General features: G+C 72.6%; 17 protein-coding genes, 1 tRNA gene, 2 pseudogenes and 1 riboswitch. Of the genes and pseudogenes, 16 read left to right on the top strand and 4 right to left on the bottom strand.

Annotation, left to right across the window (positions count from 1 at the left end; all coding sequences use genetic code 11):
* Positions 1–210: 210 nt before the first annotated feature.
* The 13 genes from AQI88_RS01200 to AQI88_RS01150 all read left to right on the top strand — a co-directional run bounded on the left by AQI88_RS01200 (position 211) and on the right by AQI88_RS01150 (position 13003).
* A complete protein-coding gene (locus tag AQI88_RS01200) occupies positions 211–1638 on the top strand; it encodes an MFS transporter (protein WP_066990287.1) in 1428 nt (475 codons plus the stop codon).
* Between the two features lie 45 nt (positions 1639–1683).
* Positions 1684–1757, top strand: a tRNA-Pro gene (locus AQI88_RS01195).
* A 192-nt stretch (positions 1758–1949) separates the two neighbouring features.
* Positions 1950–2201, top strand: coding sequence for a hypothetical protein (locus AQI88_RS46970; protein ID WP_066990284.1), 252 nt, complete (start codon positions 1950–1952; stop codon positions 2199–2201).
* Positions 2202–2762: 561 nt separating this feature from the next.
* Positions 2763–2885, top strand: a complete 123-nt coding sequence (locus tag AQI88_RS48415; RefSeq protein ID WP_279616517.1) for a putative leader peptide — start codon at positions 2763–2765, stop codon at positions 2883–2885.
* A 126-nt stretch (positions 2886–3011) separates the two neighbouring features.
* Positions 3012–3899 carry a glutathione S-transferase C-terminal domain-containing protein gene (locus AQI88_RS01185; RefSeq protein ID WP_066990281.1) on the top strand — a complete coding sequence of 296 codons (888 nt, stop codon included), beginning with the start codon at positions 3012–3014 and terminating at the stop codon, positions 3897–3899.
* A gap of 79 nt (positions 3900–3978) precedes the next feature.
* A riboswitch (SAM riboswitch) is annotated at positions 3979–4102 on the top strand.
* 352 nt (positions 4103–4454) lie between these two features.
* Positions 4455–5435, top strand: coding sequence for an amino acid ABC transporter permease (locus AQI88_RS01180; RefSeq protein WP_066990277.1), 981 nt, complete (start codon positions 4455–4457; stop codon positions 5433–5435).
* The gene (locus AQI88_RS01175; RefSeq protein ID WP_066990274.1) at positions 5432–6223 is read left to right on the top strand and encodes an amino acid ABC transporter ATP-binding protein; all 792 of its coding nucleotides are present in this window, start codon (positions 5432–5434) and stop codon (positions 6221–6223) included. Before AQI88_RS01180 ends, AQI88_RS01175 begins: the two co-directional genes overlap by 4 nt.
* Positions 6224–6285: 62 nt before the next feature.
* Complete coding sequence (locus AQI88_RS01170; protein ID WP_066990270.1) at positions 6286–7305, top strand: transporter substrate-binding domain-containing protein; 1020 nt, start codon at positions 6286–6288, stop codon at positions 7303–7305.
* Positions 7306–7357: 52 nt separating this feature from the next.
* Positions 7358–8128, top strand: a complete 771-nt coding sequence (locus AQI88_RS01165; protein ID WP_066991546.1) for a GNAT family N-acetyltransferase — start codon at positions 7358–7360, stop codon at positions 8126–8128.
* Positions 8125–8307, top strand: a complete 183-nt coding sequence (locus AQI88_RS48965) for a putative leader peptide (RefSeq protein WP_107118425.1) — start codon at positions 8125–8127, stop codon at positions 8305–8307. Before AQI88_RS01165 ends, AQI88_RS48965 begins: the two co-directional genes overlap by 4 nt.
* Before the next feature lie 126 nt (positions 8308–8433).
* Positions 8434–9642 carry an LLM class flavin-dependent oxidoreductase gene (locus AQI88_RS01160; protein WP_066990267.1) on the top strand — a complete coding sequence of 403 codons (1209 nt, stop codon included), beginning with the start codon at positions 8434–8436 and terminating at the stop codon, positions 9640–9642.
* 19 nt (positions 9643–9661) lie between these two features.
* Positions 9662–11038, top strand: a complete 1377-nt coding sequence (locus AQI88_RS01155; RefSeq protein ID WP_066990265.1) for an NtaA/DmoA family FMN-dependent monooxygenase — start codon at positions 9662–9664, stop codon at positions 11036–11038.
* 180 nt (positions 11039–11218) lie between these two features.
* On the top strand, positions 11219–13003 hold the full coding sequence (locus tag AQI88_RS01150) for a LuxR family transcriptional regulator AbsR2 (RefSeq protein ID WP_066990262.1): 1785 nt from the start codon (positions 11219–11221) through the stop codon (positions 13001–13003).
* Between the two features lie 133 nt (positions 13004–13136).
* Here the strand turns inward: AQI88_RS01150 and AQI88_RS01145 are convergent, their stop codons facing one another.
* Entirely contained in the window at positions 13137–15749 is a 2613-nt protein-coding gene (locus AQI88_RS01145) for a CHAT domain-containing protein (RefSeq protein ID WP_107118424.1), read from the bottom strand.
* Positions 15750–15885: 136 nt separating this feature from the next.
* Between AQI88_RS01145 and AQI88_RS01140 the strand changes: the two genes are divergently transcribed.
* Genes AQI88_RS01140 through AQI88_RS01130 form a run of 3 tightly spaced genes read left to right on the top strand, consistent with a single transcriptional unit; the run spans position 15886 to position 18427 of the window.
* Positions 15886–17310, top strand: coding sequence for a S8/S53 family peptidase (locus AQI88_RS01140; protein ID WP_066990256.1), 1425 nt, complete (start codon positions 15886–15888; stop codon positions 17308–17310).
* Positions 17307–17945 (top strand): RNA polymerase sigma factor, encoded by a 639-nt coding sequence (locus tag AQI88_RS01135; RefSeq protein WP_208615689.1) that lies wholly within the window; start codon positions 17307–17309, stop codon positions 17943–17945. Before AQI88_RS01140 ends, AQI88_RS01135 begins: the two co-directional genes overlap by 4 nt.
* 5 nt (positions 17946–17950) lie before the next feature.
* Positions 17951–18427 (top strand): hypothetical protein, encoded by a 477-nt coding sequence (locus AQI88_RS01130; RefSeq protein ID WP_066990250.1) that lies wholly within the window; start codon positions 17951–17953, stop codon positions 18425–18427.
* Between the two features lie 42 nt (positions 18428–18469).
* On the opposite strand, the pseudogene AQI88_RS49275 reads toward AQI88_RS01130, so the two are convergent.
* The 3 genes and pseudogenes from AQI88_RS49275 to AQI88_RS01120 form a co-directional block, all read right to left on the bottom strand.
* Positions 18470–18610, bottom strand: a pseudogene (locus AQI88_RS49275) (cytochrome P450); the annotation flags it as partial.
* A 24-nt stretch (positions 18611–18634) separates the two neighbouring features.
* Positions 18635–18766 (bottom strand): annotated as a pseudogene (locus AQI88_RS48960) (cytochrome P450); the annotation flags it as partial.
* 77 nt (positions 18767–18843) lie between these two features.
* Entirely contained in the window at positions 18844–19635 is a 792-nt protein-coding gene (locus AQI88_RS01120) for an N-formylglutamate amidohydrolase (RefSeq protein ID WP_066990244.1), read from the bottom strand.
* Between the last annotated feature and the right edge of the window lie 240 nt (positions 19636–19875).

Below are 19875 nucleotides of genomic sequence, written 5' to 3'. Positions count from 1 at the left end.
GGAGGGGAATCGGTTGAACCGGAGGGGTGCCTCCGTTAGAGTGGAGGGGTACCTCCACTTTAGCAGTGCGGGGGTGGCTTCGCCGTGGACGGACGCGTCAGGCGCCGGCCTCCCCCCACATCCCTGTGAGTACGGGCCCTGCGCACCCGCGCACCGCCCGCTCCCCAAGACATCCAACCCTCCGCGCTCGGATTCCGGAGAGGCTCCTCCATGCCCCGCAAGTCCAGCCGTCTCACCTTCACGGTCCTCGCGACCGGTGCCGGTGTGTTCGCCATGCTCCAGTCGCTGATCGCGCCGGCCCTGCCGACCGTCCAGCACGCCCTGCACACCTCACAGTCCACCGCGACCTGGGTGATGACGGCATACCTTCTGTCCGCCTCGGTCTTCACCCCCATCCTCGGCCGCGTCGGCGACCTCGTCGGCAAGAAGCGCACCCTCGTCGCGGTCCTGGTCGCCGTCCTCGCCGGCTGCCTCGTCGCCGCGCTCGCCCCGGGCATCGGCGTGCTGATCGTCGCCCGGGTCGTGCAGGGCACGGGCGGCGCCCTGTTCCCGCTCTCCTTCGGCATCATCCGGGACGAGTTCGCCCCGTCCGAGGTGGGCGGCAGCATCAGCAACCTGTCCGCCGTGATCGCCGCGGGCGGCGGTGTCGGCATGGTGGCCGCCGGCCCCATCGTCTCGGCCCTCGACTACCGCTGGCTGTTCTGGATCCCGGTGGCCGTCGTCGCCGTGACCGTCCTGATCGCCCTGCGCTGTATCCCCGAATCGCCCAACCGCGCCCAGGGGAAGGTCAGTTGGCTTGGAGCCGGGCTGCTGTCGGCCTGGCTGGTGGCCCTCCTGCTCCCGCTGAGCCAGGCCGGACAGTGGGGCTGGGGCTCGGGCAAGGTGCTCAGCCTGTTCGCCGCCGCCGCAGCGCTCTTCGCGCTGTGGCTGACCACCGAGGCCCGCTCCCGCACCCCCCTCATCGACCTGCGCGTGATGCGCCTGCCCGCGGTGTGGACGACCAACCTGGCCGCCCTCCTGTTCGGCGCGGGCATGTACGCGATCTGGTCCTTCCTGCCGGGCTTCGTGCAGACGCCGTCCGCGGCCGGATACGGCTTCGGCGCGAGCGTGACCGAGTCCGGCCTGCTCATGCTGCCGATGCTCGTCGCGATGTTCCTGTCGGGTGTTCTGTCCGGACGGCTCGAACCCCGCGTCGGCGCCAAGGCGTTGCTCACCACGGGTGCCGCACTCGGCGCACTGGCCTGCGGCTTCCTGACCCTCTGGCATGACGCGCAGTGGCAGATCGGGGTCGTCGCAGGCCTGTTCGGCCTCGGCATCGGACTGGCCTACGCGTCGATGGCCAACCTGATCGTGGGCAGTGTCCCGCCCGAGCAGACGGGCGCGGCCACCGGCATGAACGCCAACATCCGCACCATCGGCGGCTCCATCGGTGCCGCGCTCACCAGCGTCCTGGTCACCGGCCGCCTCCAGCCCTCCGGCCTCCCCTACGCCTCCGGTTACACCCACGGCTGGACCCTGCTCGCCCTGCTCTGCCTGGCTGCGACCGGTGCCGCCCTCCTCGTCCCGGCCCGCCGCACCGGCCGCACGGTGGACTCCGCTGCGGCGGGGGCGACACGGGCACCCGCGCGCGTGCGGTAGGGTTGACCTGCGTGATCACGCGGAACACCCCGCGTGAGCTCGCAACGGGACGTGGCGCAGCTTGGTAGCGCACTTGACTGGGGGTCAAGGGGTCGCAGGTTCAAATCCTGTCGTCCCGACACGGAGACTGCTTCGCAGTCGCATGTCGGAGCCCTGTTTCGCATCAGCGAGGCAGGGCTCTTCGGCATTCCCGGGCGTTCTCGTGCCGCTGCGGCCCCGCTCACCCGAACGGACCATTCCAGAAGGGCACCGCGTGCGATGCGCCCCTAACGTCGTATGTGTCCCCACTCGCTCCCCGTCAGGAGTCCGATGTGAACCGTATACGCCGCTTCGCGGCCTGCACCGCCGCAAGTACCCTGCTCACCTTCGGTGCCCTCGCGCTGGCCTCTCCCGCCCAGGCACAGGACGATGTCCCCCCCTCCAGCGTCGCAGTCTCGGTCGTCCCGGCCGACGACACCACTGGCACCGGCGACAACAACGGCGGGGGTGGCCTCGGTGGCCTCCTCGGTGGCCTGCTCCACGTGGTCGGCGGCCTTCTGGGCGGACTCACCGGCGCCGTCTGACCGGGGCACCGTGCACCTGCTCCCCGACCTCTGTCCCCGACGCCGGGTTGGTCGGGGTGCAGTTGTGCTCGCAGATTCGTAGCACCGTCGGTTCGCAGGACCGAGCGGTGCTGCGGCCATGTACGTCACAGCCACCCACCGCAACGCCCGCCGCGGGGACTGCGGCCCGGCAGCGCGTGGGGAGCCTGCCCGAACGCGGCCTTGTGCAACCGCTTCGGAGGACGAACCCGGGACTCGTTCACGAACTCGATGAGTGGCGGGCTGTGGCCCCGAGGGTGTACCGGTGGACGTGAGGGCAGCCGCGGACAGACGGGTCCGCCGGTGGGTGTCCGGGCGGATGGTGGGGCGGCTCGGCGGCTACAGGATCGCCCCGCTCATCGCAGAACCTCGCCCGCCTGCTCGCGCCCGAGGAGCGCGCCTCGCCGAGCGAGCCGGTCGGTACGAGCCCTCTGCACCGGCTTCGTCGCCCGCCCGGAGTCCTAGGCGTGGACGCCCCCTTGACTCCGTGATGCGCCGGATCGACACTCCAGGTAGGGAATCCTAGTGAACAGGTAGGGAAATATGGTGCGCCTGAGGACGGTCGTCGGCCGAGCGGGCCGTACGCCGTTGCACGCACCCCTTCTCACCTCCCGCCTGCACATCGACCTGCTGCGCGTCTGCAGCGCGATCAGCCCTCGCCGCTGAGCCGGGCACGCTCCGCAGGCTGAGCCGGGCCCCTCCCGCACACCGAGCCGGGCCCGCTCCTCGCACCCACCGTCCGACGACGCTTCCGCCGCGCGTACGCCCGCGCGCCCGCATCCGGGGAGACGCATGTCCATCACTCCGCTCGCCACGCACCGCACCGCCCACCGCACCGCCCCCGCCTTCCGGGGCCGGATCGGCCGGGACGCGCGCAGCGGCCACTACGCCGTGCCGCACCGCTACCGGCTCCATCTGTCCACCGCCTGTCCGGACGGACTGCGCCTCGCCATCGGCCACCGCCTGCTCGGCCTCGACGGCAGCTGTCCGGTCACCTTCCTGCCCGCCGTCCCGGACTGTCCCGGCGGCGGCCACGCCGCTCTGCGCCCGCTGTACGAGGCGAGCGCGCACCACTACACCGGACCGGCCCTCGCGCCGGTGCTCAGCGACGACTGGTCCGGGCGCATCGTCAGCACCCACGCCCCGGACATCCTGCGCGACCTGGACCGCTTCTCCCGGGACGGCCGTCCCTCCCTGTATCCGTGCGGCACGCAGAGCGAGATCGAGGCCGTCGAACGGCTCTGCGCCGAGGGCATCCAGGAGGCCGCGCAACGTGCCGGACGCGCCGACGCCGACCCCGCCGAGCGCGCCGCCGCACTCGATCTGCTGCTGGACACGCTGGGCAGGATCGAGCGGTACCTGGCGGGGGAGGAGTACCTCGTCGACGACCGACTGACCGCCGCCGACATCGAGTTGTGGGTGACCCTGGTGCAACTGGACACCGTGCACCGCTGCCACCTCGACGCCTCCGCGGTGCACCGCATCGCCGGCCACCCGGCGCTGTGGGCCCACGCCCGGCGCCTGGCCGCCCACCCCGCCTTCGGCTCCCACCTCGACCTCGACGGCATCGCCCGCCGCCACCACGGCCACTGCCAGGGCCTCGAGGCCGCCGGAGCCGCCGTCCAGATCCTGGACTGGAAGCGCCACACCACGGACAGCCCGGGTACTTCCCGCAGGTGAGAGCGGGACGGGCATGGTCCATCCCTCGGACAGTCGTTGACAGCCGAACGGCCAACTGCCTTTACTTACCGCTCAGAACGGTCATGAGCGTCAGCGCCAAGCCCTGGCTCGCTGACCGGCAACCCTCCCATCGCGGTGGGGTGCCCCAGGTGACGACCGGACCGGACGACGTTTCCGGATGACGTTTTCGGTAAGCGCGAGGGCCCCGCGGGGCCGGAACAGTGACAGGTGACGCCATGTACGCAGCTCTCCGGACGGCCGCGAGCCGCGCCCAGAGCTGCGTACCGCCGTACACCGGGCTCCTCGTCGCCGACCGTGCCGTAGATCTGCTCCGTGTCAACAGTGCACTGTGTACCGTCTCGGGCTGTGCCCGCCAGCAGGGCTGACGTCACTCCCAGCCCCGCGTTCCCGACGCACACCGTCCGTGCGGTGTGCCGTTGTCCGCCCAGCCCCCGGTTCCCGTGCGTCCTCGCGTGCCGCCCCGTGCCGTAGTGCCGTCGTAGCCCGCACCCGCGCGCCGTGATCCCGGGGTGTCCGACTCCGCCGGAGCCCGCCATGAGTGAACCCCCAGGCGCCGCCGTCTCCCTGGCCGAGGCGCCGCCAGTCGACACACCGTCAAAGTCCTTCGCATCGCAGCGCGTTCAGCCGCTGCCGCGACCCGGCCGATGGATCACGACCGCCGTCGTCCTCGTGGTCGTCGCACAGATCGTGCACGGCCTGGCCACGAACCCCTTCTACCAGTGGGACCGCTTCCGCTACTGGTTCCTGCGCCCGGCCATCCTCGACGGGCTCGGCGTCACCCTCGAAGTCACCGCGCTCAGTGCCGTGCTGGGCCTGCTCGGCGGCATCCTGCTGGCCCTCGGGCGGCTCTCCGGCAGCCCGGTGCTGCGGGCGGTGAGCTGGACCTACACCTGGCTGTTCCGCTCGGTCCCGCTCATCGTCCTCCTGATCTTCCTCTACAACTTCTCAGCTCTGTACAAGACGTTGAGCCTCGGCATCCCGTTCGGACCGGCCTTCGTCACCTTCGACGAGTCCCGGCTCGCCACCGACATGACAGTCGCCGTCATCGGCCTCAGCCTCAACGAGGCGGCCTACGCGGCCGAAGTCGTGCGCGGCGGGATCCTCTCCGTGGACCAGGGCCAGCACGAGGCGGCGGCCGCGCTCGGCCTGCCGAAGGGCTACCAGTTCACCCGCATCGTCTTCCCGCAGGCCCTCAGATCCATCACCCCGAACTACGTCAACCAGCTCATCGGCCTGATCAAGAGCACGTCCCTGGTGTTCTACGTGTCCCTGCTCGACCTGTTCGGCTCGGTGCAGAGCATGGGCAGCACCTACCCCGGCGACATCGTTCCGCTGCTGCTCGTCGCCACCGTCTGGTACCTGATCCTGACCAGCCTCGTGTCCGTCGTCCAGTTCTACGTCGAGCGGTACTTCGCCCGCGGTGCCACCCGCAGCCTGCCGCCGACCCCGCTGCAGAAGGCGCGCGCCGCCCTCACCGACCTGAGGGCCCGGCTGCGCCGGGAGGCCGCCGTATGACCACCACCAGGCCCCCGGAGACGATCCCGGCCGCGCTGGAGATCCACGACGTCCACAAGTGGTACGGCGCCCACCGCGTCCTCGACGGCATCGACCTGACCGTGCGCCCCGGCGAGGTCACCGTCGTCATCGGACCCTCCGGCTCCGGTAAGTCCACCCTGCTGAGAGTCGTCAACCACCTGGAGAAGCCCGAGATCGGGCACGTCAGCGTCGGTGGCGAACTGATCGGCGTCAAGCGTGGCAGCGGCGGCCGGCTGAGGGAACTGAGCGAGCGCACGATCCTGGCCCAGCGCAGCCGGATCGGCTTCGTCTTCCAGAACTTCAACCTCTTCCCGCACCTGACCGTCCTCGACAACGTCGCCGCCGCGCCCGTCGCCACCGGCAGGCTGACCAAGCCCGAGGCGCAGGAGCTGGCGCGCGAACTGCTCACCCGGGTGGGCCTCGGCGACCGTACCGGCGCCTACCCGCGGCAGTTGTCCGGAGGCCAGCAGCAGCGCGTCGCCATCGCCCGCGCCCTCGCCCTGCGTCCCGGGATCATCCTCTTCGACGAGCCGACCTCGGCGCTCGATCCCGAACTCGTCGGCGAGGTCCTCTCCGTGATCAAGGACCTGGCGACCAGCGGCACCACCCTCGTCATCGTCACCCACGAGATCGGCTTCGCCCGCGAGGTCGCCGACCGGATCGTCTTCATCGACGGCGGAAGGATCGTCGAACAGGGGCCGCCCGCCCAGGTGCTGGACAAGCCCCGACACGAGCGGACCCGGGATTTCCTGAGCAAGGTTCTCTGATCTCTCCCCTGTTGCACCCTCATCACCCTCAGCACCTTCTTCAACCGACGACAAGGACAGCCATGCCCAGCCACCTTTCCCGACGCAGCCTGAAGCGCGGCATCACCGCGGCGACCGCCGTCGCCACCCTCGCCACCGGGCTCGCCGCCTGCGGTGGTGACAGCGACGCCGCGACCACGACCGACGCCGCCGGCACGGTGACCGTGGGGCAGGTGTCCAACGGTGCGGCCACCGAGACCGGGCTCAAGGTCTCCGAGGTGAAGTCGATCAGCGCCGAACTGCCCGCGTCCGTCCGCAAGAGCGGCAAGCTGGAGATCGCCATCGGCGCGCTGCCCGACGGCTTCCCGCCGCTGGCCTACGTCGGCTCCGACCAGAAGACCCTGACCGGCGCCGAGCCCGACTTCGGCCGCCTGGTCGCCTCGGTCCTGGGTCTGAAGCCCGAGGTGAAGAACTTCACCTGGGAGAACATGTTCGTCGGCATCGACAGCGGCAAGGCCGACGTCGGCTTCTCCAACATCACCGACACCGAGGAGCGCAAGAAGAAGTACGACTTCGCGTCCTACCGCAAGGACAACCTCGGCTTCGAGGTGCTGAAGAAGAGCACCTGGAATTTCGACGGCCGTTACGAGAACCTCGCGGGCAGGACGGTCGCGGTGGACAACGGCACGAACCAGGAGAAGATCCTGCTGGAGTGGCAGGCGAAGCTGAAGAAGGAGGACAAGACCCTCACCGTCAAGAACTTCGCCAGCAAGAACGCCACCTACCTGGCTCTGACCGGCGGCAGGATCGACGCGTACTTCGGCGCCAACCCCGGCCTCGCCTACCATGAGAAGCAGTCCGCCACCTCGCCCAGCCCGACCCGCAGCGCGGGCACCTTCTCCGGTGCCGGCGCCTCCCTGCAGGGCCTGATCGCGGCCACCACCAAGAAGGACAGCGGGTTCGCCAAACCGATCGCCGACGCCGTCAACTACCTGATCAGGAACGGGCAGTACGCCAAGTGGCTGGCCGCCTACAACCTCTCCAACGAGGCCGTCGACAAGGCCGAGGTCAACCCGCCCGGGCTGCCGCTGGACAACTCCTGAACCCCGCCACATGGCTCGCATGCACATCGGGTCGGGAAAGGACTCCGTCTCCGTGGCCCACCAGACCGACGTCCGCGGAGGCGGAGACCCGCCTCTGTCGGCCGCCCCCGGCCTCGACAACGCCGTCTGGGCCGCCCTCGACGGCCCCCACGCCCACCTCGCCGAACGGGTCGGCCGCGCCGCCCGCTACCAGGCCGGCACCTACGCCTGCGCAGCCCTCGCCGACCCGGCGGACCCGGCCGCCTGGGCCGACCTGCACACGCTCGTCGGTCCGGGAACGGCTGTGCGGGTCAAGCCCGTTGACCGGGCTCCCGACGGATGGGAGGTCGTCGGCGGCGGGGAGGGCGTCCAGCTCGTCGACACGGGGCTGCGGGCCGAGCCCGACCCGGAGGCGGTACGGCTGGGTCCCGCCGACGTCCCCGAGATCCTCGACCTGGTCGCCCGCACCAGGCCCGGCCCGTTCCTGAAGCGGACCGTCGAGATGGGCACCTACCTCGGCATCCGGCACGAGGGGCGGCTGATCGCGCTGGCCGGCGAGAGGCTGCGGCTGCCCGGATGGACGGAGATCAGCGCCGTCTGCACCGACCCGGAGCACCGTGGCCGGGGGCTGGCCACGCGGCTGGTACGCGCCGTCGCGGCGGGAATCAGGGAACGCGGGGAGACCCCGTTCCTGCACGCCGCCGCGGACAACGCACCGGCGATCCGGCTGTACGAGTCGATCGGCTTCACTCTGCGCCGCCGCTCGCGCATCGTGCAACTGCGCAGTCCGCGAACATTCATGGTCCGCAGCGCGGGAACATCCGGCGCAGCCCGGGCGTTGTGACTCATGACGAGAACAGCCAGGCGGACGCCGACCAGGCCCGCCGCGCCCGACCGACGGAGGTGACGGCCGTGACACTTGCTCTTGCGCTGCGCGCCCCGCACCCGTACCGCTCCGTCCGTCTCCACTCCCGGCCGCACATAGACCTCCAGCGTGTGGCCGGCGCGCTCTGTCGCCGCTGACTCTTTCCCCGGCTTTCCCGCTCTTTCCCGGGCATGGGCCCGGGTCTCATCCTGCCGCGCTCGCCCGCCGCCGACGCCTGCCCCGCGAGCCGGTGTTCTCGTACGGACATCCAGGAAGGCACCCACGTGTCCTCAACTTCCGCACCCTCCCTGCATCTTGCCGTCGCCCTGGACGGCACCGGCTGGCACCCGGCCTCCTGGCGCGAGCCGGTGGCCCGGCCCCGGGACCTGTTCACCGCCGGCTACTGGGCCGACCTGGTCGCCGAGGCCGAGCGCGGCCTGCTCGACTTCGTGACCATCGAGGACGGCCTCGGCCCGCAGTCCTCCCGCTTCCTCGAACCGGACGACCGCACCGACCAGGTTCGCGGCCGACTGGACGCCGTGCTCATCGCCTCCCGTATCGCGCCGCTGACCCGGCACATAGGCGTGGTGCCGACCGTGGTGTCCACGCACACGGAGCCGTTCCACATCTCCAAGGCGATCGCCACCCTCGACTACGTCAGCACCGGCCGCGCCGGACTGCGCGTCCAGATCACCGCCCGGCCGAACGAGGCCGCACACTTCGGCCGCCGTACGATCCCCCTGATCGACGCCTACGACAGCCCGTCCGCGCGGGAGCTGGTCACCGAGCTGTTCGACGAGGCCGCCGAGTACGTCGAAGTGGTCCGCCGGCTGTGGGACAGCTGGGAGGACGACGCGGAGATCCGGGACGCTGCCACCGGCCGCTTCGTCGACCGCGACAAGCTGCACTACACCGGCTTCGAGGGACGGCACTTCAGCATCAAGGGCCCCTCCATCACGCCCCGGCCGCCCCAGGGACAGCCGGTCGTCACCGCCCTGGCCCACGACACCGTTCCCTACCGGCTCGTCGCCCGTCAGGCCGACGTCGGCTATGTCACCCCGCACGACACCGAGCAGGCCCGTGCGATCGTCGCCGAGATCCGCGCCGAGCAGGCCGCGGCGGGCCGCGCCGGGCAGACCCTGCACGTCTTCGGCGACCTCGTGGTCTTCCTCGACGAGGACCCGGCCCAGGCCGCGGCCCGCCGCGAGCGCCTCGACGTCCTCGCCGGAGAGCCGTACACCAGCGACGCCCGGATCTTCACCGGTACACCCGCCCAACTCGCTGATTTCTTGCAGGAGTTGCGGGAGGGAGGCCTCAGCGGCTTCCGGCTGCGGCCGGCCGTGGCCGGCCACGACCTGCCGCAGATCACCCGGCACCTTGTGCCCGAACTCCAGCGCCGGGGCCTGTTCCGGCAGGCCTACGAGGCCGACACCCTGCGCGGCCTCCTCGGACTCGCCCGCCCCGCCAACCGCTACGCCGCAGCCGTCGCCTGAGCCGGAGGAACGCACGACCATGACCAATCCGCTGAAGCAGATCCACCTGGCCGCCCACTTCCCCGGCGTCAACAACACCACCGTCTGGAGCGACCCCGCCGCCGGCAGCCACATCGAGTTCAGTTCCTTCGCGCACTTCGCCCGCACTGCCGAACGGGCCAAGTTCGACTTCCTGTTCCTCGCCGAGGGCCTCCGGCTGCGCGAACAGGGAGGCAAGATATACGACCTGGACGTCGTCGGCCGCCCCGACACCTTCACCGTGCTGGCCGCGCTGGCCGCCGTCACCGACCGGCTCGGCCTGACCGGCACCATCAACTCCACCTTCAACGAGCCCTACGAGGTGGCCCGCCAGTTCGCCAGCCTCGACCATCTCTCCGGCGGCCGCGCCGCCTGGAACGTGGTCACCTCCTGGGACGCCTTCACCGGCGAGAACTTCCGCCGCGGCGGATTCCTGCCGCAGGACGAGCGCTACTCCCGTGCCAAGGAGTTCCTCGCCACCGCGCACGAGCTGTTCGACTCCTGGCGCGGCGACGAGATCCTCGCCGACCAGGCCACCGGCACCTTCCTCAGCGACGCCAAGGCCGGTGCCTTCGTGCACCAGGGGCAGCAGTTCGACATCCATGGCCGGTTCAACGCCCCGCGCTCCCCGCAGGGCCGCCCGGTGATCTTCCAGGCCGGCGACTCCGAGGAGGGCCGCGAGTTCGCCGCCTCGAGCGCGGACGCGATCTTCAGCCGGTACGCCACCCTCAAGGAGGGCCAGGCCTTCTACACGGACGTCAAGGGACGCCTCGCCAAGTACGGCCGCCGACCCGACCAGCTGCTCATCCTGCCCGCCGCGACCGTCGTCCTCGGTGACACCGACGAGGAGGCCGCGGATCTGGCCCGCGAGGTGCGCCGGCAGCAGGTCAGCGGCGCCACCGCCATCAAGCACCTGGAGTTCGTCTGGAACCGTGACCTGTCGGCGTACGACCCCGAGGGCCCGTTGCCCGACATCGACCCGGTGGTGAGCGAGGACCACATCTCCCGGGGCCGGGCCCAGGTGCGGATGTACCGCGACCCGATCGCCATCGCCCGCGAGTGGCGGGAGCTGGCCGCCGCCAACAACTGGTCGATCCGGGAGCTGGTCATCAACACCGGCAACCGGCAGACCTTCGTCGGTTCCCCGGCCACCGTCGCCCGGACCATCAACGACTTCGTGCAGGCGGACGCGTCCGACGGCTTCATCCTCGTCCCGCACATCACCCCCGGCGGGCTCGACGGCTTCGCCGACAAGGTCGTCCCGCTCCTCCAGGAACAGGGCGTCTTCCGCGCCGACTACGAGGGCGCCACCCTGCGCGACCACCTGGGCCTCGCCCACCCCGACGCCGCCACCACGGCCGAGCGGGCCGCGTCATGAAGTGGCCGACGGTCGAGCGGGACATCTCCCTCCCCCGAAGGCGACGTCCCACTCGACCGCTCCCCCGGCGCCGGACTGTGGCCAGGACAGCCAGACTGCCGCTCCCGGGGACCGGACGCCTGAGTCGGGGGCTACTCAAGTCACCCTGTATCAAACCTGAGTAGGCGCGCTCCTCTTAGCGTGACGACTTACGAACAGGATGCGAAGACCCTGGAGCTGCCCTGGCCGTTCACCGGCCGGGAGGACGAACTGGAACAGGCGCGCAGGTCGTTGGCGGCCGGCCGGCCCGGCATCGTGGTGACCGGACCGGCCGGCTCCGGCAAGACCCGGCTGCTCACGGAGGCGGTACGGGGCGCGGACTGTGCCCGGGTGACCGGGACGCCAGAGACCCGGGGGCTGCCCTTCGCGGCGTTCGCGCACCTGCTGCCCGACGCCGTCTCGCTGCATCGCGCGGTGCACCTTCTGTCCGGCGTACGGCTCCTCGTCGTCGACGACGCACACCTGCTCGACGAGGCCTCCGCCGCGCTCGTCCACCAGCTCGCCGTGCACGGCCGCACCCGTCTGGCCGTGGCCGCCACGGACGGTGTGCCGACGCCGGGCGCGGTGTCCCGGCTGTGGACGGGGGAACTGCTGCCGCGCCTCGCGCTGGAGCCACTGCCCCGCGAGGACACCGCCCAACTGCTCGCCGTGGCCGGTCTGGAGCCGCTCACCGTGAGTCGGCTGCACCGGATGTGCCGGGGCGATCTGCGGCTGCTGCGCGATCTGCTGGGGGCGCTGCGCCGGTCCGGGGGGCTCGCCCGCGTCCCGGACACCGGTGAGTGGGCGTGGCGCGGCCCGGTGCCACTCACCGCGAGCGTCCGCGACCGTCTCGCCCCCGCCCTGGACCGGCTCGACGCCGACGAGCGGGAGACACTCGACCGGCTGGCCTTCGCCGAGCCCCTGCCGCTCGCGCTGAACGACCTCGACCTGGACGTCCTCGAACGCCTGGAGAGCTACGGCCTGATCCACGTGGACGACAGTGGCTCGGTCGCCCTCGCCCACCCCCTGCACGGCCCGGCCCTGCGCGCCGGTGCCGGCCGGCTGCGGGCGCGGCGGCTCGCCCGCACACCGGAGCGGTGCGACGCTGCCCTGGAGGCCGAAGAGGCCTCCCTGAAAGCCAGGTTGGAGCACCAGGATGTGCGGGCGGCGCCGGCGCCGGTGGGGGACTGGCTGCTGGCCGAGGGCCTGCCGGTCCCCGCCGGATACGCCGCCGTACGCGCCCGGTGCGCCCGGCTGCGCGGAGAGCTGCGGGAAGCGGCGGCCTGGGCGCGGGAAGGGCTGCGGGTGGCGCCGGGTGACGGGCGCTGCCGCTGCGAACACGAGCTGGCCGCAGGACAGTTGGGCGAGGCCACGGGGGGAGGCGTATGGGCGGCCGCGGCCCGCGGTGACATCGAGGGCGCCCTGGCCGCGATCGCCGCGGACGAGGTGTTCGCGCTCTACGACGCCGTACGCCTCGGCGCTCCCGAACGGGTGGCCGCGCGGCTGCCGGGAGACGGCGTGTTCGCCCGGCACGCCGAGGCGCTCGCCCGCTCCGACGGGCCCGCGCTGGACCGGGTGGCCGAGGTGCTGGCGCAGCGGGGCTTCCTGCTGTTCGCGGCCGAGGCACATGCCCAGGCCGTCGGCGCGCACCGCGACCCGCGCGCCGCCCGCCTCTCCCGCACCCGCGCCGTCGCGCTGGCCCGACGCTGCGACGGTGCCCGCACCCCGGCGCTGTCCGGGCTCGTCCTCGGCGACCTCACCGCGCGACAACGGCAGATCGTCACCCTCGCGGCGGCCGGCCTGAGCAACCGGGAGATCGCCGAGAGACTGACGTTGTCCGTCCGGACCGTCGGCAATCACCTGTACGGGGCCTACACGCGGCTCGGGGCCAGCGATCGTGGTGCCTTGCCGTGGCTGAGTGACCTGCCGGAGGCTGAGCCGGCTTGAGAGCCGAGGGCGGTGTGATTGTGGCCGACGGCAACGGCAGGAAAGGGGCGCGGGGAACTGCGCGACCAGCCACAGCGCGCCCGCAGCTGACGGACGGTCTGCGGTCATAGGCGCTGTCCGAGCCAGTGCAACGCTACGCCGCGCCGAACGCCGCGAACGCCCAGCCCGTTGCCTGGTGGACCGCGTCGTCGGGCTGGGCGGTGCGGGCGTCGCGCAGGGCCTCGGCCAGGGAGAGGCCTGCGTCGAGGCCCTTGTGCAGGGCGAGCATCAGGGGGACCACGGCGGCGTCGTTGACGGGTGCGCTGCTCGCGACCACCCCGGCCGTGCCCAGCGGGAGCAACGCGGTGACCAGGCCGAGGAGTTCGTCGGCGCCGACCGAGGCGAGGCGGGCGGTGTCGCAGCTGGAGAGGATGATCCGGTACGGGCTGCGGGCCAGGCGCTCGAAGTCGTGCACGATCAGCGGGCCGTCGGCCATCCGGAGGGCCGAGAACAGCGGGCTGTCGGCGCGGAACGTGCCGTGCGCGGCCAGGTGCGCCAGGGCCGCGCCGTCGAGCTCCTCCAGCACGCGCGGGACCTGCGCCGCCTCGCCCTCCAGGACGGTCGCAGTGCCGTACCGGTCGGCCAGTTCGGGCACCTCCGCGCCGCCCGTGGCCAGGCCGGGGCCGCGTACCAGGACGGGCCGGCCACCGGGCGGCGGCTCGGTCTCCCGGGCCCGCAGCCAGCTGCCCGCCGACGGCGACACGCTGAGCACCCGCTCCCGCAGCGCGGGCAGCAGCGCCCACGGCACCCGGTGCAGTGCGCCCGGCGGCACGATCACCACCGGCCCGGAACCGAGGTGCGCTGCGGCATCGCCCAGCAGCAGCTCCTGCAGGCGCCGGCCCGCGGCCTCCACCAGCGGCAGCCGCGCCTCGCCTCCCGGGTGCGCGAGGCGCCTGAGCCCGGCCTGCACATGCTCGGCCTCGGCCACCGCCTCCGCGAGCATGCCGCCGGCGAACCGCCGTACCCGGCCCTGCCCGCACAGCAGGATGTGCACCTGACCGTCCACGACGGCGAGTTCGGCCAGCCGCGCCTCGTCCAGCCGGTCCAGCAGACGGCAGGCGTCGAAGCGGTCGCCGTAGCCCGGGGTGTCGCCGCGCAGATGGTGGGTGCGGGAGCGGATCTCCCGCTCCAGCCGCCGCTGTTCGCGCTCCAGGGCGGGAATCGGGCGGCCCTCCCTGCGCGCCTCCTCCGCGCGGGCCGCTATCTCCCGGTAGGCGGTGAGGCTGCCGACCAGCGCCGGATCGGCGGGCGGCCGGGTGGGCGGCGCGGACAGCACGGTCGCCCGCCAGCGTTCGCTCCACTCCAGCAGCCGCCGCGGGCTGCCGTGGGCCAGGCTCGCCTCCTGTGCGAGCGCGGCCAGTTCGGCGCCCTGCGCGGTGACGCGGGCCCGCAGCTCGGAGGCGCCGAGCGTCATCCGGTGGTCGTCGAGCACGTCCAGGCCACGCCGGCAGGCCTTCAGTACGCCTCGTCCGGAACCGGCCGCCCGGGCCCGCAGTGCCTGCGCGGCCCAGCCTGTCATGCGGGCCGGCGGGGGACCGCCGTGCCGGCTGCGGGCGGCCACCGCCAGGTGCCGCTCCGCCTCCGCCGTCCGGCCCAGGGCGAGCGCGATCCGTCCGGCCAGCAGCGAGGCCTCCGGCGCGGCGGGCGAACCGAAGGAGGCCAGCCGCCCGGCCACCGCCGCCGCGTCCGCGACCAGCCGCCCCGACCTGCGCCCCGCCGCCACCCTGGCCTCTATGAGCACCAGCCGGGCATGGGTCTCCCACCAGCTGCGCCGCTGCCCCGTGAACAGCCGTACGGCGTGGGCGGCGCGGACGATGGCGGTGTCCGGGTCCCCGGCCGAGCGGGCGGCCCGTGCGGCGGCGAGCAGCAGCTCGGCCTTGCGGGTGGACTGCCCGCCCATCCGGTCCAGCAGCGCGATCGCCGCGTCCGCCTCCGTGAGCGCCTCCGGGGCGAGCCCCGCCGCCATCAGCACCTCGCAGCGGCGGATGGACAGCATGAACGTGGGCGTGCCCAGCTTGCCGTACCGCTCCTCGGCCTCGTCCAGCAGCCGCAGTGCCGCCGGGATGTCACCCGAGCGGAACGCGGCAAGGCCCCGGCTCTCCACCGCGTCCGCCTTGTCGTGCTCCTGGCCGGTGGTCTCCCACAGGCGCTCCGCCGCCGTGAAGTCCGCGTCGGCCCGGTCCACCGCGCCCACCGCCAGATGCACCGTGGCCCGCAGCGTCAGGGCCCGTGCGGTCCAGATGTCGTCGCCGGTCTGCCGCAGCACCGGAAGCGCCCGCCGTACGTCCTCCAGCGCCTCCCGGTGGTGTCCCAGCACCCACCACACATAGGCCCGCCGGTACAGCACCCGCGCCCTGGTGTGTCCGCTGCCCCGCGCGACACCCCGCTCGAACGACGCCAGCCCCTGTCGCGTGCGCCCCGCGTGCACCAGTGCGACCCCCAGCGTCGCGAGCACGTCCGCCTCCCGGTCGGCCGACTCGGCGCGCGCGGCAAGGTCCCGGGCCCGGCGCAGATGCCGCAGGGCGATCCTCAGGTCGCCGAAGTCCCGCTGCCAGATGCCGAGAACCTGGTGGGCGATGCTGGCGTGCAGCGGTGACGGACGGCTGTGCAGTACGTGTTCCGCGCGTGCCCGGGCCTCGCCCGGGTCGGCGAAGACCATCGGCAGCAGTTCGAGGACCGACTCGCTTCCCGCTGTCACGCCTCGCATGGTAGTGGCCTGGGTAAATCCGTCACACGGGTTCTCCGCGGTCTCCTCGGGCTGTACCGGCCGTACTTGCGGGCTGTATCAATCGGTCGTCGGGCGACTCTGACTGTCGTACACCGCCTCAGGGGGAGGACACACCATGGCACCTCAGCGATTCCATGAGCAATTCGGCCACATCCAGCGCTCGATGCCCGACGTCCCGCTGGCGATGGGACCGGACGACTCCGCGGGGTTCCTCTACGAGAAGGGTGTCGTCCTCGCCCGCGACGGCGAGGAGGCCCGCCTGGTCGAGGACACCGTGCGCACCCACTTCACCGACACCCGGGGACTCGTCCCCGACCACGTGCGCCGGGTCGGCCCGGACACCAACCGCACCGGCGTCACCCGGATCCGGGTCGGCGACCCGGCCGAGGGCGACGACGTCGTCCCGCACGCGCTGGGCGCCCTCGCCGAGGCCGAGGGACGGCACGGACGTCGGCTGGTCAGCCGCAACCACGTCGTGCACATCGCGGTCAACGCCTGTCCCGGCGACGAGCCGGTGCCCGCGCCACGCAGCGAGCCACCCAACCCCGCGGCGGCGGAGGACCCGTACGACCCGGACACCGCCGTCGGCGTCCTCGTCATCGACACCGGTCTCGTGCGCGACCACGCGTCCTACCCGCTCCTCGCCCACACCACGGGCGATGCCCAGGTGAGCGAGACCGGCGCCGACGGAGTGCTGAGGCAGTACGTCGGCCACGGCACGTTCATCGCCGGGATCCTCGCCGCCGTCGCACCCAACACCGACGTGACGGTGCGGGGCACGCTCAACGACGCGGGTGCCGTCCTGGAGTCCGAGTTCGGCGCCAAGCTCTTCGAGGCCGTCGACGAGGGCGGCTGGCCGGACATCCTCAGCCTCTCCGCGGGCACCTCCAACGGGTCCGCCGACGGTCTCATCGGCCTGGACGCGTTCATGCGGGAACTGCGCGAGCAGCGCACCCTGCTGGTGGCCGCCGCCGGCAACAACGCCAGCGACGACCCGTTCTGGCCGGCCGCCTACGCCACCCTGCCCGAGTACGAGGACAGTGTGCTGTCGGTCGGCGCGCTGCGCGGGGACGGCGCTTCCGGTGCCTGCTTCAGCAACCACGGTCCCTGGGTGCGCGTCTACGCCCCCGGCGAGCGCCTGACCAGCGCCCTCACCGGCTTCGACACCCCCGTGCCCTACGTCTACCAGCACTCCACCTACGACGCCTGCCGGTACGGCTTCAGCTACGCCTGCACCTGCCGGTACCCGCGCCACACGGGCATGCTGAGCGAGGCAGGGGAGAGCACCTCGGCCAAGCCGGACCAGGTGATGTTCGACGGCCTGGCGCAGTGGAGCGGCACCTCCTTCGCCACCCCCGTGGTCGCCGGGCTCGTCGCCGCCCATATGACGGCACACAAGGAGAGCGCCCCGCGTGCCGCCCGCGCGCAACTGCTCGCCTCCACCACGGACCGGGCCGATGTGCGCGGGGCGCACGTCCAGGCGCTGCGCCCGCCCACCTGGCGCCCGGTTCCGGTCCTGATCCCGGGTCCGCCCGCATGAGGGCCGGAATCCTTCGCTCCACGGCGTACGATGACGTGCCGTACACGAGGGGTGGAGCCGTGGACCGTACAGAGGTCGGCGCGCTGGCCAGGTCCGCCGTCGACGGGGACGCCGCGGCCTGGAAAGCGCTGGTGGAAGGGCTGAGCCCGCTGGTGTGGTCGGTCGTGCGCGCACACCGGCTCTCCGACGCCGACGCGCACGAGGTCTACCAGACCGTGTGGTTCCGCTTCGCCCAGCACCTGGGCCGCCTCCGGGAACCCGACAAGGCGGGTTCCTGGCTGGCCAGTACGGCCCGTCATGAGTGCCTGAAGGTGCTCAAAGGGCTGACGCGGCTGACGCTGACCGACGACCCGCAGGTGCTGGACCGGGCCAGCGAGGACCGGACGCCGGAGCAGACGCTGATCGACTCCGAGGAGGAGGCGGTCGAGGCCGAGCGCATCCGCCGGCTGTGGCAGGAGTTCGAGGCCCTCGGCGACCGGTGCAGGAAGTTACTGCGGGTGCTGATGTCCTCGCCACCGCCCAGCTATCTGGAGGTGTCGGCCGCGCTCGGCATCGCGGTCGGCAGTATCGGACCGCTGCGCCAGCGCTGCCTGCGCCGGCTGCGGGCCCGGATGGACGCACGGGGGGCGGTGTGAGCGGCATGGACGAAAGCGGCATCCCCGAAGGGGACTTCGAGGCATCCGGGTTCGACGGTGATCTGCTGGAGGAGGAGCTGCGGCAGGCGGCCACCGTCCTGGATCCCGTCCCCGCCGCGCTGCTCCAACTCGCGCTCGACGCCTATGCGTTGCACGACCTGGACGCCCGGATCGCCGAGCTGACCTTCGACTCGCTCGTGGACGCGCTGCCGGTCAGGGGAGTGCCGGACGCCCCCCGGATGCTGACCTTCCGCGCGGGCGCTGTGACCGTCGACGTCGAGGTCACCGGGGAGGGGCTGATCGGTCAGGTGCTGCCGCCGCAGTCGGCACGCATCGAGGTGCTGGGCGGCCCGCAGACGGCCCGGCCGGTCACCGTCGACACCCTGGGCCGCTTCACCAGCGACACACCGCCCGCCGGCCCGTTCGCACTGCGACTGCGGGCCGGCGGCGAGGTGATCGTCACGGAGTGGCTGCGGGCCTGACCCCGGTCACCGGGTGACGGGCAGGGTCCGGGGATCATCGCCATTCGGGTCGCGGTGGGCGGCGAGGCAGGTGACGTACACCGGCTCGCCCGCGGCGATCCGGTGGTCGGCAGGCTCCACGTCCTCCAGTGCGATCCGGGCGAGCCGGACCGTGCTGCGGTGCGGGATGTGGCGCAGCAGCTCGTGCGTCACCGCCGGTCCGTGGCAGGGCCGGGGCGCGAAGTCCGGGGCTGGCCGGGTCACCTGACGGCAGGTCACCTCGGCCCGGCTGAACCGTGGATCGTTGCTGACCAGCTTCACGTCCTCGTACCGGGTGACAAGCCACGCCCACCCTTCGCCACGCATGGTGTTCCGGCCGGAGCCCCGTACAGCGTCCCCGAGCGCGGCCGCGGCGACCGCGAACCGCTCCGGCGGGCCTAGACGGCGTCCACGAGCGAGGCCAAGGCGGCGGCCAGCTGCTCCAGCCCCGGTCCGGCCGGTCCGCCGGGCTCGGCCATGTACGTGTCCCGGCGGATCTCCACCATCAGGGCGCTCACCCGCCGGTCCCGCCCGTAGTACTCCAGCGGCACGTAGGTCCCGCTGAACGGGCTGTCCAAGCCCGTCTCCCCGCATTCCGCCAGCGCCGTCCGCGCCGCCTCCCGCAGGTCCGGCGGCGTGTGGAAGGCGTCCGTGCCGAGGCACACGGCCGGGCGCTCTCCCGCCGCGTGCAGCTCGTACGGCAGCGGCTCGGCCGGATAGGAGTGCACATCGATCACCACGGCCCGCCCGGTCGCGGCGAGCCGCCCGGCCACCGCCTCGGTCATCGCCCGCGCGTACGGCCGGAAGTACCGCTCGACCAGCGGCCCGGGATCCGTCTCCGCGGGACGCAGCTCGCCCCGGTGCGTGGTCCGGGTGTACACGGCCCCCATCCCCACGGCGAGCATCTCCTCCCGCTCGTCCGGAAACCGCTCCGGGTCCACGACCAGCCGCGACAGCCGGTTGACGAACCGCCAGGGGGTGATCCCGGCCAGCCCGGCGGCCCGCTCGGCGATCCGGTCGGTGTGCGCGTCGGTGATGTGGTCCAGCTCCCGTTCGAGCGCCGCGTCGTCGAGCAGGATCCCCTGGCGCACGTCTTCGGGTATCGCCCGGGCGCTGTGCGGCACGTGCAGCAGTACGGGCGACTCGGCGGCGCCGGGGAGGAGTTCGTACGAGGGGACGGGCTCGGTCACGGGCTGCTCCAAGGGCGTTGTCAGTGGCGTGGTGCAGGATCAAAGTGTCACACCAGCACCGAACGAGGGCGGGCGGGAGCATGCCGATCAGCGATTCCCGGGTGGCCGGGCACCCCTTTCTGGAGAGGCGGCCGGGAGCGACGAGACCGTGGCCCGCGAGGAGACAGGCGGCGACTTGGCCACCCGGTGGCGCGGCTCACGGTTCCCGGGCATGACTCCGCCCCGGCCGGGGGCACCGAC

Source organism: Streptomyces cellostaticus (assembly GCF_001513965.1).
Classification (GTDB): Bacteria; Actinomycetota; Actinomycetes; order Streptomycetales; family Streptomycetaceae; genus Streptomyces; species Streptomyces cellostaticus.
The sequence above is the reverse complement of the archived record's forward strand: the minus strand, read 5'-3'. Positions and strand labels throughout refer to the sequence as shown.

Excerpts from the sequence above, each read along its gene's own strand:
- AQI88_RS01200 (WP_066990287.1), top strand. The coding sequence starts at position 211 with ATGCCCCGCAAGTCCAGCCGTCTCACCTTCACGGTCCTCGCGACCGGT.
- AQI88_RS48415 (WP_279616517.1), top strand. The coding sequence starts at position 2,763 with ATGGTGCGCCTGAGGACGGTCGTCGGCCGAGCGGGCCGTACGCCGTTG.
- AQI88_RS01185 (WP_066990281.1), top strand. The coding sequence starts at position 3,012 with ATGTCCATCACTCCGCTCGCCACGCACCGCACCGCCCACCGCACCGCC.
- AQI88_RS01180 (WP_066990277.1), top strand. The coding sequence starts at position 4,455 with ATGAGTGAACCCCCAGGCGCCGCCGTCTCCCTGGCCGAGGCGCCGCCA.
- AQI88_RS01175 (WP_066990274.1), top strand. The coding sequence starts at position 5,432 with ATGACCACCACCAGGCCCCCGGAGACGATCCCGGCCGCGCTGGAGATC.
- AQI88_RS01170 (WP_066990270.1), top strand. The coding sequence starts at position 6,286 with ATGCCCAGCCACCTTTCCCGACGCAGCCTGAAGCGCGGCATCACCGCG.
- AQI88_RS01155 (WP_066990265.1), top strand. The coding sequence starts at position 9,662 with ATGACCAATCCGCTGAAGCAGATCCACCTGGCCGCCCACTTCCCCGGC.
- AQI88_RS01145 (WP_107118424.1), bottom strand. The coding sequence starts at position 15,749 with ATGCGAGGCGTGACAGCGGGAAGCGAGTCGGTCCTCGAACTGCTGCCG.
- AQI88_RS01140 (WP_066990256.1), top strand. The coding sequence starts at position 15,886 with ATGGCACCTCAGCGATTCCATGAGCAATTCGGCCACATCCAGCGCTCG.
- AQI88_RS01135 (WP_208615689.1), top strand. The coding sequence starts at position 17,307 with ATGAGGGCCGGAATCCTTCGCTCCACGGCGTACGATGACGTGCCGTAC.
- AQI88_RS01130 (WP_066990250.1), top strand. The coding sequence starts at position 17,951 with ATGGACGAAAGCGGCATCCCCGAAGGGGACTTCGAGGCATCCGGGTTC.